The organism is Nonomuraea sp. NPDC023979 (assembly GCF_040639085.1).
Classification (GTDB): domain Bacteria; phylum Actinomycetota; class Actinomycetes; order Streptosporangiales; family Streptosporangiaceae; genus Nonomuraea; species Nonomuraea ceibae.
Map to the genome: position 1 here is coordinate 1 of NZ_JBEZZG010000065.1, position 12,615 is coordinate 12,615.

12 protein-coding genes and 1 pseudogene are annotated in these 12,615 nt (G+C 68.2%); 6 read left to right on the forward strand and 7 right to left on the reverse strand.

Annotated features, from left to right (window positions below; genetic code table 11):
- Positions 1-217: 217 nt before the first annotated feature.
- A complete protein-coding gene (locus tag AB0G11_RS48325; protein WP_357593987.1) occupies positions 218-835 on the reverse strand; it encodes a hypothetical protein in 618 nt (205 codons plus the stop codon).
- 160 nt (positions 836-995) lie between these two features.
- On the opposite strand from AB0G11_RS48325, the gene AB0G11_RS48330 reads away from it, so the two are divergent.
- A complete protein-coding gene (locus AB0G11_RS48330) occupies positions 996-1,529 on the forward strand; it encodes a hypothetical protein (RefSeq protein WP_357593989.1) in 534 nt (177 codons plus the stop codon).
- 662 nt (positions 1,530-2,191) lie between these two features.
- On the forward strand, positions 2,192-2,413 hold the full coding sequence (locus tag AB0G11_RS48335) for a hypothetical protein (protein ID WP_219507168.1): 222 nt from the start codon (positions 2,192-2,194) through the stop codon (positions 2,411-2,413).
- A 282-nt stretch (positions 2,414-2,695) separates the two neighbouring features.
- On the opposite strand, the gene AB0G11_RS48340 is transcribed toward AB0G11_RS48335, so the two are convergent.
- The 5 genes from AB0G11_RS48340 to AB0G11_RS48360 all read right to left on the reverse strand — a co-directional run bounded on the left by AB0G11_RS48340 (position 2,696) and on the right by AB0G11_RS48360 (position 6,006).
- Complete coding sequence (locus AB0G11_RS48340) at positions 2,696-4,255, reverse strand: OmpA family protein (RefSeq protein ID WP_357593991.1); 1,560 nt, start codon at positions 4,253-4,255, stop codon at positions 2,696-2,698.
- 80 nt (positions 4,256-4,335) lie between these two features.
- The gene (locus tag AB0G11_RS48345) at positions 4,336-4,602 is read right to left on the reverse strand and encodes a hypothetical protein (RefSeq protein WP_357593993.1); all 267 of its coding nucleotides are present in this window, start codon (positions 4,600-4,602) and stop codon (positions 4,336-4,338) included.
- A 106-nt stretch (positions 4,603-4,708) separates the two neighbouring features.
- Complete coding sequence (locus AB0G11_RS48350; RefSeq protein WP_246645218.1) at positions 4,709-4,975, reverse strand: helix-turn-helix domain-containing protein; 267 nt, start codon at positions 4,973-4,975, stop codon at positions 4,709-4,711.
- 333 nt (positions 4,976-5,308) lie between these two features.
- Positions 5,309-5,575, reverse strand: a complete 267-nt coding sequence (locus AB0G11_RS48355) for a hypothetical protein (RefSeq protein ID WP_219507171.1) — start codon at positions 5,573-5,575, stop codon at positions 5,309-5,311.
- Between the two features lie 119 nt (positions 5,576-5,694).
- Positions 5,695-6,006, reverse strand: coding sequence for a hypothetical protein (locus AB0G11_RS48360; RefSeq protein ID WP_219507172.1), 312 nt, complete (start codon positions 6,004-6,006; stop codon positions 5,695-5,697).
- A gap of 203 nt (positions 6,007-6,209) precedes the next feature.
- Here AB0G11_RS48360 and AB0G11_RS48365 point away from each other — a divergent pair, with 203 nt between their 5' ends.
- The 4 genes and pseudogenes from AB0G11_RS48365 to AB0G11_RS48380 form a co-directional block, all read left to right on the forward strand.
- Positions 6,210-8,762 carry a type II secretion system protein GspG gene (locus AB0G11_RS48365; RefSeq protein WP_219507174.1) on the forward strand — a complete coding sequence of 851 codons (2,553 nt, stop codon included), beginning with the start codon at positions 6,210-6,212 and terminating at the stop codon, positions 8,760-8,762.
- A gap of 34 nt (positions 8,763-8,796) precedes the next feature.
- Positions 8,797-10,719 carry a hypothetical protein gene (locus AB0G11_RS48370; protein WP_357593995.1) on the forward strand — a complete coding sequence of 641 codons (1,923 nt, stop codon included), beginning with the start codon at positions 8,797-8,799 and terminating at the stop codon, positions 10,717-10,719.
- Between the two features lie 186 nt (positions 10,720-10,905).
- Positions 10,906-11,031 (forward strand): hypothetical protein, encoded by a 126-nt coding sequence (locus AB0G11_RS48375; protein WP_357593997.1) that lies wholly within the window; start codon positions 10,906-10,908, stop codon positions 11,029-11,031.
- Positions 11,032-11,105: 74 nt separating this feature from the next.
- Positions 11,106-11,714: pseudogene (locus tag AB0G11_RS48380) on the forward strand (DUF4158 domain-containing protein); the annotation flags it as partial.
- 31 nt (positions 11,715-11,745) lie between these two features.
- On the opposite strand, the gene AB0G11_RS48385 reads toward AB0G11_RS48380, so the two are convergent.
- On the reverse strand, positions 11,746-12,615 hold an 870-nt coding region (locus AB0G11_RS48385; protein WP_357593999.1), incomplete at its 5' end, for an IS3 family transposase.

The window sequence follows — 12,615 nt, forward strand, 5'->3', positions numbered from 1 at the left end:
CTGACCATGGACCAGACGCCCGCCGTCCAGTCCACCGGCGCCCTGCTGCACCTGGCCGCCTACGGCTGGATCGGACGGCGCGTACTGCGCATGACGGACACCGAATGGCGGAGCGGGGTCCCGGGAGCGCGGCACCTCACCCTCGCGTGACGGCGACCGATCGCACCCGCCTATCCGCTGACATTCCGCCCCCTACACGTTCTTGTGGGCACCCCCCTCACCCGACCTTTCCAGCTTCCCCTGGCGCCTGGGGCCGCGCCGTGACCGCGAACACGGCGCGCCTGCAAGCGCCGAGCACCCGGCTGACGGGCAGCGGGTCGCTCCGGACGACCACGGGCCCGGCCTCGGCGACGTGCTCCTGTTCGAGGCGGCGTGCCCGTTCGGTCAGTTCCGTGGTACGTGACGGGCTCGCCCGCGCAGTGGTGCCGAGCGCGTACGCGGCCACGAAAGCGATGCCGACCAGGCGGAACGTCTCGCTGTCCTCCCCCGGCAGCGCCAGGGACACCCCGACGACGGCGGCGATCGCCGGGATCGCGGCCAGCCGCTGCCACGCGGGGCTGCGGTCGGCGATGGTGTGGACGGCGACCAGCGGGCCGAACGGGAGGAACGGCTTCTCCCAGAAGACCATGACGCTCATCGCGGCGCCGACCAGCAGCGCCACCGTCATGGGTGCGCGCCTGCGCCAGTAGACGGGCGCGGAGGCGACCACGCCCAGGGCGACGATCCACCACGCCTTCGGGCCGGACACCAGCAGCGGGCCGAGGGTGGCCGCGGTGGTGACCGCCGCGATCACACCGTCGCCCCGCCGACCGGACAATCCACCGATCCAGGCCATCGGCCCATTGTCGGCCCTGCACAGCGCGGCCTGCAGCCGCTATCCGATCCGGGGGCGCAAGGCAGAAGTACGGCCTTGCAGTGCTCATTGTTACGCGGACCTCCCCCGCGTACTCGGTGTCTACTCATCGCCGGGGCCCGGAACACACCTAAGGAGCAAGATGAGGAACGCACTGCGCACGCTCACCCTGGGGGCACTGGTGGCGGCACCGCTGCTGGCCCTGTCGGCACCGGCGCACGCCTTCACCAACGTGACGTCGAGCAGCGGCCGGCTCTCCGTCAACTCGGCGAACGTCGGCGACAATGTCTCCATCAGCGTCCAGAACGGCTTCCTCGTGGTGAGGAACAGCAAGGACGCGCTGATCACCGCGGGCGTCTGCCAGCAGGTCGACACCCACACGGTGCAGTGCCCGAGCGGGGGCGTCACCAACATCCAGGCCAACCTGCAAGGCGGCGACGACACCCTGAGCAACAACACCGCACTGCCGTCGAGGGTCTTCATGGGGCCCGGGGCCGACACGTTCTTCGGCGGCGCGGGCAAGGACTTCGTCTCGGGCGACGACCACGACGACATCCTGCACGGCAGGGGCGGCAACGACATCCTGGTCGGCAACGCCGGGTTCGACCAGGGATTCGGCGGAGCGGACAACGACTTCTGCGACACCGAGACGCTGAACTCCTGCGAGGACTCGTGAGCCTGCCGGGCCGCCCCGAAGATCGGGGCGGCCCGGCAGCGCGGAGCAGGCCAGGCGATGTCGCCGGGCCGGACGTGGGCGCACCGGCAGGCCAGACGCGAGCGCGTTGTTGAACAGGTGGGGAACCGCGCGACCCGGCTGGCCGCCGCTGGCTGTCCGAACTGGCCGACCTCAGCGGCGGGCTTACGCGGGGTGGGGCTACCCCGAGTCCGGCATCGCCCTTGCCCGTGGTCGGTGCCGGTGCCTGCTTCCCAATTCTCGAGGCGCGGGCCGGGTGCTCGCCCGGCCGGCTCCGCGGTGCGGCGAGCACCAGAGGTCGAGAGCATCCCAGGCTCCAGGCAAGATAGTCGTGGTGCCGGTCCCTGACTCCCTGGGGATTCGGGACGCAGCAGACCGACCTCTACACGCCGCCGGAGACACAGACCAGCCCCAAGTACGCCACCGTCCACGGTGCGAGGATCCAGCCGCACGACCCTGGCAAGGTCTCCATTTCATACACGGTCGGGACCAGCGCCGTGAAGGTGAGTTGCTGGACGCGTGGCTACTACTTCCCCAACAATCAGTACCCGCGATTCGTCGATGTGCCGGTTACGGCCTTCTTCACTCCCAAGACACCGTGACCGCCGTCCAGGAGGAGGTCGCTCGAATGAGCGGGCCAGCACGTGTGCGGTTTAGCGGCGGGGTTCCTGATTCTGCTCACCCTGTCCGCGTGCCAGATCGGCCCCGGCGAGTTGTTCAGGGTCGTCAACGAAACCGATGAGAACGACGCCGTCTACGCCACGTTGCCGCCCGGCCGTATGACGGCGACAGCGCTTTCCGAGGGCTATTGCGAGCAGTCGCGGGGCGGCCGGCAGTATCGCTACCAGGGCCGCGTGTGCGGCTGACGACGCGCATGCCGGGGGCATTGCGCCTGGGCGGACCATCGCCATTCGAATACCACATGTTCTTGACGAGCTACCCGAGCACCTCGAAGTCGCGCGACTGAATTTCGGCAGTTCGGCCTTTCAGTATCAGGCCGTCAGCGCCAGAACTTCACCCCTTGCGCGATATGGGGTTCAATTTCGTGCCGACCAATCACGACTGGGATTCCGCCATGCCGGACTACAGCGATCACGGTCTGGTGAGGCTTGCGACGGTGGCATCCTGCGGCGGTCAGTCCTGCGGGGTCAGGGGGCGGCGAGCACGGGGACGTCGGTTACCTTGCCGAAGTTCTGCACCTGGTCCTTGACCTCGAACGTCACCGACTTGACGTCGTCGGGGGGCGCCGGGAAGTAGACGAAGACGCGTTGCGTGCCACCGGGGCCGATGGCGGTGACCGCGTTCTCCACGAAGAAGGACTCGCTGCTGCGCACCGGGTAGTGACGCGCGCGGCGGCTCTCGTCGACCACGGTGAACATCCCGTACGCCGAGTGGGTCACCCACTCGTGCTTGAACACCCCGCTGAACGGCTGCGGCTGAGGCACCGCGGCCACGTCCTGGTTCAGGTTGCGCACCTCGAAGCTGCCCACCAGGTAGGCGCCGTCGCGGTAGAACGGGTGCACGTCCACCTTGAGCTCGCCCCGGGTGATCGACCCGATCACGGGTCCGAGGTCGTCGCGGAACTCGGCGGGCGTCGAGTCCGACGGCGTGGTGGGCGCCTCCTGTTTGATCTTGTAGGAGATCTCCACCCGCCGGTTGCGGGCCCTGCCGTCCGGGTTGTCGCTTCCGTCCGGCCGCTGGTTCGCGGCCGTGGGCTCGCTCTCGCCCTTGCCGGTGGCCCGGTAGTCGTACGCGTCGCCGAGCCGGGTCGCCAGGTGGTCGCGTACGGCTCGCGCGCGCCGTTCGGAGAGCGTCTGGTTGTAGGGGGCGGAGCCCTTGCTGTCGGTGTGCCCTTCGATGAGGAGCGGCGGCTCGGCGCGTTCGCCGGTCTCCCGGGCCACCTCGTCGAGCACGGCGGTGGCCTTGGCGGACAAGGTGGCCTTGTCGAAGGCGAACAGCACGTCGGTGCGCAGCGCGACGGTCTCGTCCGCGCCGGCCTGGGTGGTCGAGCGCTGCTCGGTCTCGACGAACTCCTGAAGGTCCTCCACCTGCGACCAGATCTCACCCGCAGGCGGGGTGACCGGCCACTGGAACTCCTGGCCGGGCGCCGCGTCGCCGTCGTCCCGCGGCTTGGCGACCGGCGCCGCCGTCGCGGCCGTGACGGGAATGCCGGTCAGTTCGGCGAGCCCGTCGGCGCCGATCACGGTGACCTTCTCGACCTCGGGGGGAAGCGGCGGGAAGTACACCTCGACCGGGTAGCGGGTGCCCTCGCGCCAGGTCTCCGAGTCTCCGCCGGAGGTGACGTGCCTGGTGCCGAACGCCTTGCCGTCGCCGTCGTTCTCCCGCAGGGTCCAGTAGAGCTTCTTGCCGACCGGGTCGAGCAGCCAGAACTCGGCGAAGTGGTCGGGCAGTGTCCCGTGGCCGAAGTGCGGGCCTTGGAAGTCACCGGAGTCGCTGCTGAGCTCCATCTTCAGCGTGGTCAGTGACGAGTGCCTCTCGACGGCTTCGACCGTCAGGTCCATCACGGTCCCGGGGTAGACGACACCCTCCCGGGTGAACGTCCGTGCCTGGGTGGTCTGTGGCGCGGCGGCGCTGGTGGCGGACGCGGGCGGCGTCGGCGGCTCGGTGTCCGGGACCGGCGGCGGGCCGGAACAGGCGGTGAGCAGCACGGCACCGACGAGTAAGCACGTGCACGGGAGCGGTCTCATCCTGCGGATCCCTCAGGTCGCCGGCACACCTCTCGTCCATGATATTGGTCATCCGCGATCGTGACGGGGATTCCGCGGCGTCAGGACGGCCCGATCCGCACGGCGACGCCGTCGAGGATGAGATCCAGCCCGAGCGTGAAGTCCAGGTCGGCGACCGCCGCGTCGGGGGTGTCCGCCGGCAGCGTCTCGAACAGCGCGGAGGCGAACAGCCGGGCCGTCTCGGGGAAGCGCCCCGGATCGACGAGCCGGGCCAGCGCGCGGCCGTAGTCGCGTTCGGCGCCGGCCTGTCCCTGGCCTGCGGGCCTGCCTTCGGCCAGCTCGCCGTGCTGCCGCACCGACTGGACCACGTAGCCGTTGATCAGGGTCAGGACGCCGACCTTGTGCGCCCAGTCGAGCCCGGTGCCGGAGCGATCTGGTTGGGCCCGGAGGGCGGTCCGGAGGTGGGCACGCGGGTCAGCCAGGGCCGGCGGCGGCGTCGGCCATGAGCGTCAGCAGCTCGTTCTTGGAGCCGACGTATCGGTAGAGCGACATGCCGGTGAAGCCGAGGCTCTTGGCCACCTTGGGGATCGTCACGCCGCCGAGCCCGTCGCGGTCGGCGATCTCCACGGCGGCGGCGACGACCAGGTCGACGTCGAGGGCTGCGGGCCGCCCCAGCCGCGAGGACTCCGGCAGCCGCCACAGCCGGCGCAGCGCCGGCGGAACGAAGTCGTCGCTGGTCATGGCTTCCTTGTTCGCCCCGGAAGGTCAGCCGTCATTACGCCAGAGCCCCTTTTAGTTTATCTGTGAAACAAAATCGACGGAAGGGCGGAATGGCCACCACGCGGACATGGAGAGGGCCGGTCTGGCGCGACACGGTCGTCTCCCCCCTCAGCGACAGCCACCTCGCGTACATCTGGAGCCCTGACAGGAGGCCGGGCGACACCTCGGGCCTGTGGGGCCCGTGGTACTCGTTCTTGAGCGATCCCCACTGATCTCTGCACTCAGCCTCCTCGAAGGCCCGTACATGACGAAGGGCCCGGAGGAATGCCCCCCGGGCCGCAGGTGATCAGGTGGCTACCGGGTCAGCACCATCAGCGTGAAGAAACCGGTGTACGTGCAGTAGTAGGACAGGTAGGCGCCGCTGCTCCTCAGCGCCTTGCCCTTGGCTACGCACTTGGCCTCGGACGAGTAGTCGCCGTACTTGATCCAGGTGGAAGCGGCGGCCGAGGTGACCGACGCGGTCGTGGCGCCGGCGGGCGCCGCCAGCGCGAATCCCGTCGCCGTAGCCAGAGCGACCGCCGCGAACGAGGTCGCGGCGGCGCGGGTGAGCTTGGTGGACATGAAGCATCCCTTCGGGGGGTCGGGCAGCTACGCAGCGGAATAGTAGATCATTTCCGCCATGACCATGATCATAATCATGTGCCCGGCATGCGGCTCCCACCACCCCGCGTTTGCGGTCCTCACGCCCAGGTGGAGGCCCCGGCGTCATCACGCTGTCCCGGCCGCTGCCCGTCATCGGCGGCGAGCTGAACATCGACCGACAACTGTTCCTCGGCAGCCTCCGTGCCACGGCGCTGGACGCCTCCCAGCCGCGTACGCGCCTGACCGGAGCCGATGAAGCCCGGCGGCTCCCCGAGACCGAACTGGCCGTCGTACGAGATCCGCGACGTCGAGGGCCTGCCCACGATGATCGGGCGGGTGGCGTCGCTGGTCACCCAGCGCATCGTGGAGGACGGCCCGGCGTTCGCGATCAGGCCGCGTTCATTCCGCACTGCCTGATCAGCTAAAGACCGGTGACGGCTCGCGGCAAAGATTCGGCAGGCCGCCGGCCATGTACGAAGCCCTCGGGTTACCCGGCGGCACCGCCAGGGCACAGCACGGGATGTTGAACGCAGGGGACGGGCTCGCATCGGCGCCGCCAGATCTCCGCAGGACTGTCGGGCGCAGTGGCGCTCGCTGGCACTCGAGGCAGGCCATGGAGCTCTCCAACAGCAAACGGATCCTTCGCTCGGCCAACTACACCCAGATCAAGCTCAGCGCCACGGAGTTCGCCGAGGAGGACCGGCGGCCCGGCCGGGCGTTGGAGAAACTGAACTTCATCGACCAGATCCCCCTGACGCCGGACGAGCTCGAAGCCGGCGTTGAGAAGCTGATGCGGCAGGAGGACGAGGCCCAGCAGCGGCAGGACGCCGGCGAGGGCTACGACCGGTCGCACCTGCAGCAGGTCGTCAACGTGAAGCGGGAGCTGTCGCGTGCGTCCCTGGCGCCTGATGTCTTCTCCCGGATGGCGCCGACCGCCGCCGCGATCCCGATCTCCGCACTCTTGGCGGTCGCGCGCAGCGCGGTGAGCGGCGACCTCGGCGGAGGGGGGAGCCTGCAGATCGACGCCTTCGAGCAGACCTTCAAGGTGGCGCCTGTCGGGCGTCTCCACCTCGAACGCATCGAAATGTACCCGGCGGGCATCGAACGCGGGGAATTGATGTTCACCATCCCGCTGGCACCCAAGGAGACCATTACCGTCTCTCACAAGGAATGGTCCACGACCGGCGAAGAGTACGAGAACATCGTCCAGGACTTCTTCGAGAGTTACAGCGAACGCGGCGTAGCGGAGAAGACCGACGCCTCGCTCTCCGCCGAGAACGAGAGCAAGCACGCCAGCGCCTTCAACTTCCAGGCCGTCGCGTCAGGAAGCTATGGACCGGTGTCCATGACGGTCACCACGGGGCTGACCAGTACGTCGGACAATCGTGAAGCGCTCAAGACGAGCACGCAGCGCTCCCGCGAGGTGACGGAGAAGGCATCCTCCCGCTCCCGGCAGGAGCACAAGATCTCGCTCAAGCTCGAGAAGAAGTCGGGCGTGGAGGACAGCTCTTTCCGCACCATCACCAATCCGAGCGATACCAAGGCGCTGCGCATCGATTTCTACCGCATGATGCGCAAGTGGCGCACCGATCTGTTCCGGTACGGGCTGCGGCTGACCTTCGACATCATGGTGCCCAATCCCGGAGCTCGGCTCTGGGCGCTGTACCGCCAGGTTCGCGAGCTCGACGCGCAGATCAGGAAGCCGTTCGTCTTCCCGCTCACCCTCGACCAGCTGACCGACGCCAACTGGAGCGCGGAGGCGACGAAATGGAGTGCGGCGGTCGATCCGCCCCCGCCGGCTAAAACGGCTTTGAGTGATTCCAGGAAGCTCCACAATCCCGACCCGCCCGATCCCGGCGTCAATCTCGAAGTGTTCGAATTCATCGCCCCGGACGGCTACACCGTGGGCTCCGAGGTCGCGGGTACGGGAAGCTGGACGGGCGAGCATGACAATCCCGCCATGCAGATCCCGCCGCCCGTCGTGATGCAGGTCACGCCGGGTTCCTTTCCTCACAGCGGCACTTTCCTCTTCACGTCCGAGGCGCGCGGCGGCTCGAAGAAGAAGGTGCTGGAGATCCTCTACCTTCCGTCGGAGCTCATTCACTTGACGGTCAGGGCCGGAGCGAACCGCACGCCCGAGGCGTTCGCGTCCTGGCGGCAGCAGGCGTGGTCGGCGATGCGTGACGCCGCGTTCAACGCCTACCGCGAAGAGATCGCCCGCCTGCAGGAGCAGCGTGACCGCCTGTGGGCCGATCTGACGAGCAAGGACACCTTGACGCTGCGCAGGCTGGAGCGCGAGGAGCTGATCCGGCAGGTCATCACCTGGCTGCTGGGCCCCGACTACCGGGTCTCCCCGGCGAAGACGAGCGTGCTTCTGAAGAAGATCGTCGGCGACGAGCAGAAAGACTTGCCCGACGACCAGACCGGGGGCGCCGACCAGCATCAGCTGACGCCGGCGGACTGGGCGAATCTCAAAGAGATGGGTGACGTCGTCAAGTTCGTGCACCATGCGGTGGAGTGGGAGAACCTGCTCTACTTCCTGTATCCGTACTTCTGGGGATCGGACGACCTGGCGCGGGAGAAGATGCTGTTCGAGCACCCGGACGTCAACCACCGCGACTTCCTGCGCTCCGGATACGCGCGCATCGTCATTCCGGTCCGTCCGGGCTTCGAGGAGCAGTTCACGAAGCTGATCGACTCGGGCAGTCTCGGCGGCACCGGGTCCACCCCTTACCTGCCGATCGCGCAGGAGATAGCCAATCATGCCCGGACCAACTACATGGGCATCCCTCCGGCCAACCCTGAGACGCACGCCCGCCCGCTGCTGCTTCCTCAGCAGCGTAAGACCTGGGCGACGATGGAGCAGGTGATCCTGAAACTGGAGGAGTTCTACAAGGCCAACGGGAGCTATCCCAGCGCGCTGTCCAGTCTTTCGGGCGGGCCCTTCATCGACGCGTGGGGGAAGGCGCTCAAGTACACCATGCCAGGCTCGAGCAACGACTACGACCTGTTCTCCTTCGGCGCCGACGGTGATGAAGGCGGAACAGGGGCCGATGCCGACATCTCTGCCGGCGCGGCGGCCTCGCTGGTCGGCACCTGGTACGACTACACACCGACGAGCGGCATCGACATCGAGCTGAACAGCAAGCTCGACACCACGGCGTGATCGCCGCACGCCCGGCACCAGGAGGCGTGTGGTCATGAGACGGCGCGTCTGCATGGTCCCGAGCAACACGCTGAGCTCGACGCAGGCCAGCACGTTCGCTCTGAAGATCATCGAAGGGCCGATCTTCCTCGACTATCTGAGCGAGACGCTGGGCCAGCCCGTCCAGTTGTTCAGGCAGCACGTTCCGGGCGTGCAGGACTGGTGGGACGTGGGGGAGATCTCCTACGCCGCCGTCCTGTCGACCCGCCACAAGGGGAAGGTCACCTTCGAGGCCCTGCGCGCCGACCGGAACCTGCCGCGCCCGGACATCTCCACGTTCAACGGTCCACGAGTCTCCCGGTTCTTCAGCTTCGGGTTCACGACGGTGACCAAGGCTCCGCCGATCGGTCCGCCGCCTCCCGGGGGCGGCCGGTCGGAGATCTACGAGATCAAGCCGCGCAACCATAGAGGGGAAGCAGACGCGCTGCAGAAGCTGGTCGACGTCGAGGCCAGTTACGTACGGCACCGGATCAGCGGGATTTACAGCCGTGGCACGACCTATCCGTTCCTGGTCGTCAAGGAGATCCCCCTGGAGTGCAAGTTCATCGCCGTCTGGCGCTACCTGATGAACCTGTGGCTGGCCCCGCTCAAGATCGCCATCGCCTCGATCGACATCGAGGTCCAGCGCAGGCACCCCGGCGTCCTGCTGTACAGGATCTGCGTCACCCTGGACGGCCCTGAACGGCTCACCCAGGACGAGGCCGATCGCGTGGCCAACTTCGCCGTGAGAATGTTGCTGGAGGTCAACACGCTCGGTGCCTCCGCGGAGGCCAAGAGCGCCACCAAGGCCATCACCGAATCGCTGCAACCCGCCGACCCCAAGGCCACTCCCCCGCGGCAGACCTCGCCGGTCGTCGCGGGCAAGGACCTGTCCAAGACCCCCTTCCTGTCCATCGTCGCGGACTCCATCGTGGACGAGATGCGCGACGGCCTCGCCGCCATCCGCGACTCCATGTACTCCCGGCTCATCGGAGCTCCGGGAGAACGGTATTTCCTCTGCTGCGACGAGGCCTACTACGCCAACGCGATCGAAGGGCCGAAACGCGCGCGCCTCGCCTCTCAGATCAGAATGCTCGGCACCGGAGGGCAAGCCCGCGCGGCGGCCGGAAAGTCGATGGCCGGCTTGCTCCCGACCTTCAGCATCACCGGCGCGGAGCTGGTCAGAGGGCTGCCCGACATGGCCGCCGCAGTGGGCCGGTGGGCCCTCGATCATCCGACGGAGACTCTCGTCATCGTTTCCGTCGCCATCGTGGTGACCGCCGCGCTCATAGTCTCCGCCGGCGGTGTGGCGCTTCCCGCGGTCGCGGCGGCGGAGGGCACGGCGCTCGCGGGGGCGGCCACCACCGCGGAGATCGTCACCGCGGAAGGGGCGGCCCTCGGCATGCCGGCCACCATCATGGCCCAGACGCCCGGCGCAGCGAGCGTCGCCGCGGCCGCCGTACCCGATGCCGTCCTCGTCACGGGTGAGACGGCCGGTACGTCGCTGGCCTCGGCGCCCGCGTGGCTCAGATCCGCCCTCGCCTCCAGGGCGACCGCCGCGGAACTGGCCGAGATCGCCGGGCAGAAGCAGATCGACGAAATGCTGATCAACGTCATGGCGGAAGTGGCGCGACGCAAGGTGCTGCCCGCCGTGGTGTCGGCCGGAGCGGTCGCTCTGGTGGGTCTCGCGCCGTCCGCCGCTTTCGCGGCCACCCCACCCACCACCACCGGTGCCGGCGCCGGCCCGATGGTCGGCATGACCACCGGGCGCCTCTACCTGATCAAGGTTCCGTCGGTCCTGCCCTATCCGTTCTCTTCGCCGCCCCCACTCCATCAGGTCTTCGACGCCGAGCGATACGTCGACAAGACCGCCCGCCTCTCCGGCCCGCAACCCATAATCGGAAATGTACGGATGCTCGGCAGCCTCAGAGTCACCTGACCTGCACTGACGTCCCGCCGGACCAGGGCCAGCCGGAAGAGTTGCGGTGATGCGTATCCGGAGTTGAGGAACAGCGGTACGGCCATGAGCGGTGAGAATGATCTTGGCGTTTTCCGCTGGTCGTGAGCACTACAGTTCGATCGCGATGCGGACGAACCAGCCGATCAGGTAGCTATCGTCCGCTTCATGCCGGTTGAGTTCCTGACGGATGAGCAGGCTGCGGCGTATGGGACGTTCGCCGAGGTGCCGATGCGGTCGGAGCTGGAGCGGTTCTTCTATCTGGACGATGTCGACCGGGACTTGATCGCGTAGCGCCGCACGCGCTCACACCAGCTCGGGTTCGCTCTCCACCTGACGACGGTTCGCTACGTCGGGCTGTTCTTGAGGATCCGCTGGAGGTGCCGTGGCCGGTGGTGGAGTACCTGGCCAAGCAACTCGACATCGCCGATCCCTCGTGGGTGAAAGCGTGTACCCGCCGCACGCAGACGGCCTACGAGCATGCGTGGGAGATTCGCGACGCCTACGGCTACAAGGTGTACGAGGATCACGAGATGGGCCGGGAATTCCGGACCTTCCTCCACGGCCGGGCGTGGATCCACGCCGAGGGACCGGTCGCTCTGTTCGACCACGCGGTGGGCTGGCTGCGCCGGCATCGGGTGCTCTTACCCGGCGTCCATGTGCTGGCCCGGCAGGTCTCCGAGGTCCGCAAGGCAGCGGAGAGCCGGCTGCACGCTACGGTCGCCAAGGCCACCCGCCAGGTGGATCCGGCGCTGCCCGGCCAGCTACTCGCACTGCTGGAGATCCCGGTAGGCAAGCGATGGTCGGATCTGGAGCGGCTGCGGAAACCACCGACTCGCAACTCCGGCAGCAGCCTGGCCAAGGCGCTGAATCGGGTAGAGGAGATCTCCGCCTTCGACCTGGGACGGCTCAAGCTCGCGCATGTGCCGCCGAACAGACTGTCGGCACTGGCTCGGCAGTCGATGGACTGGGCTTGATCCGGTTTGACGGACACCATCGTTGTGGTGGTCAGGCCGCCTGAGCGGCCTCGTAGTCGGCAGGGCTACGGTAGCCCAGGCTGCTGTGCAGGCGGTGCAGGTTGTACCAGCCCTCGATGAACTCGAAGATCGCGCTGCGGGCGGCGGCGCGGGTGGGCCAGGACCGCTCGTCCAAAAGCTCGCCCTTGAGGGTGGCGAAGAACGACTCGGCCAGCGCGTTGTCCCAGCACTGCCCGGTCCGTCCGACCGACAGCCGCACGCCGAGCCGTCCGGCCAGCTCGGCGTAGGTGGCACTCGTATATTGACAGCCGCGATCGGAGTGGAAGATCAGCGGCCCGGCCGGGCGGCGACGGGCGCAGGCCTGACGCAGAGCCTCGGCGACCAGGCCGGTACGCAGATGATCGGCCGTCGCCCAGCCGACCACCCGCCGGGAGGCGATGTCGATGACGGTGGCCAGATACAGCCAGCCCTCTTGCGTCGGCACGTAGGTGATGTCGCCGCACCAGCGCGTATCGATGGCCGCCGCGTCCGGCATGAAATCGCGCTCGATCAGGTCCGGCCGCAGGCTCGCGTGCGGGTCGGGGATCGTGGTCTGCCGCCGGCGGCGCCGATACCGTCCGGCCAGGCCGAGCCCGCGCATCAGCCGGGCCACCCGCCGCCGTCCGCACCGCTGGCCGTCCTGCCGCAACTGCGCGTGCACCCGAGGGGCGCCGTAGCTGTCGCGTGAGCGCGCGTGCACCGCGGCGATCTGCTCGCTCAGCTCGGCATCGTGCACCGCGCGCGGACCGGGCACCGCGCTGCGGCGTGCGTAGAAGGCGGCACGGGAGACTCCCAGCAGCTCACACGCCCGCTTGACGCTGTGACCGCCCTGCTTCTCCGCCTCGATGAACGGGTGCACGCT

What these genes read in the sequence shown, in the direction of transcription:
- AB0G11_RS48370 (WP_357593995.1), top strand. Translation starts at nt 8,797, where the DNA reads ATGAGACGGCGCGTCTGCATGGTCCCGAGCAACACGCTGAGCTCGACG.
- AB0G11_RS48355 (WP_219507171.1), bottom strand. Translation starts at nt 5,575, where the DNA reads ATGTCCACCAAGCTCACCCGCGCCGCCGCGACCTCGTTCGCGGCGGTC.
- AB0G11_RS48350 (WP_246645218.1), bottom strand. Translation starts at nt 4,975, where the DNA reads ATGACCAGCGACGACTTCGTTCCGCCGGCGCTGCGCCGGCTGTGGCGG.
- AB0G11_RS48340 (WP_357593991.1), bottom strand. Translation starts at nt 4,255, where the DNA reads ATGAGACCGCTCCCGTGCACGTGCTTACTCGTCGGTGCCGTGCTGCTC.
- AB0G11_RS48375 (WP_357593997.1), top strand. Translation starts at nt 10,906, where the DNA reads ATGCCGGTTGAGTTCCTGACGGATGAGCAGGCTGCGGCGTATGGGACG.
- AB0G11_RS48365 (WP_219507174.1), top strand. Translation starts at nt 6,210, where the DNA reads ATGGAGCTCTCCAACAGCAAACGGATCCTTCGCTCGGCCAACTACACC.
- AB0G11_RS48330 (WP_357593989.1), top strand. Translation starts at nt 996, where the DNA reads ATGAGGAACGCACTGCGCACGCTCACCCTGGGGGCACTGGTGGCGGCA.
- AB0G11_RS48325 (WP_357593987.1), bottom strand. Translation starts at nt 835, where the DNA reads ATGGCCTGGATCGGTGGATTGTCCGGTCGGCGGGGCGACGGTGTGATC.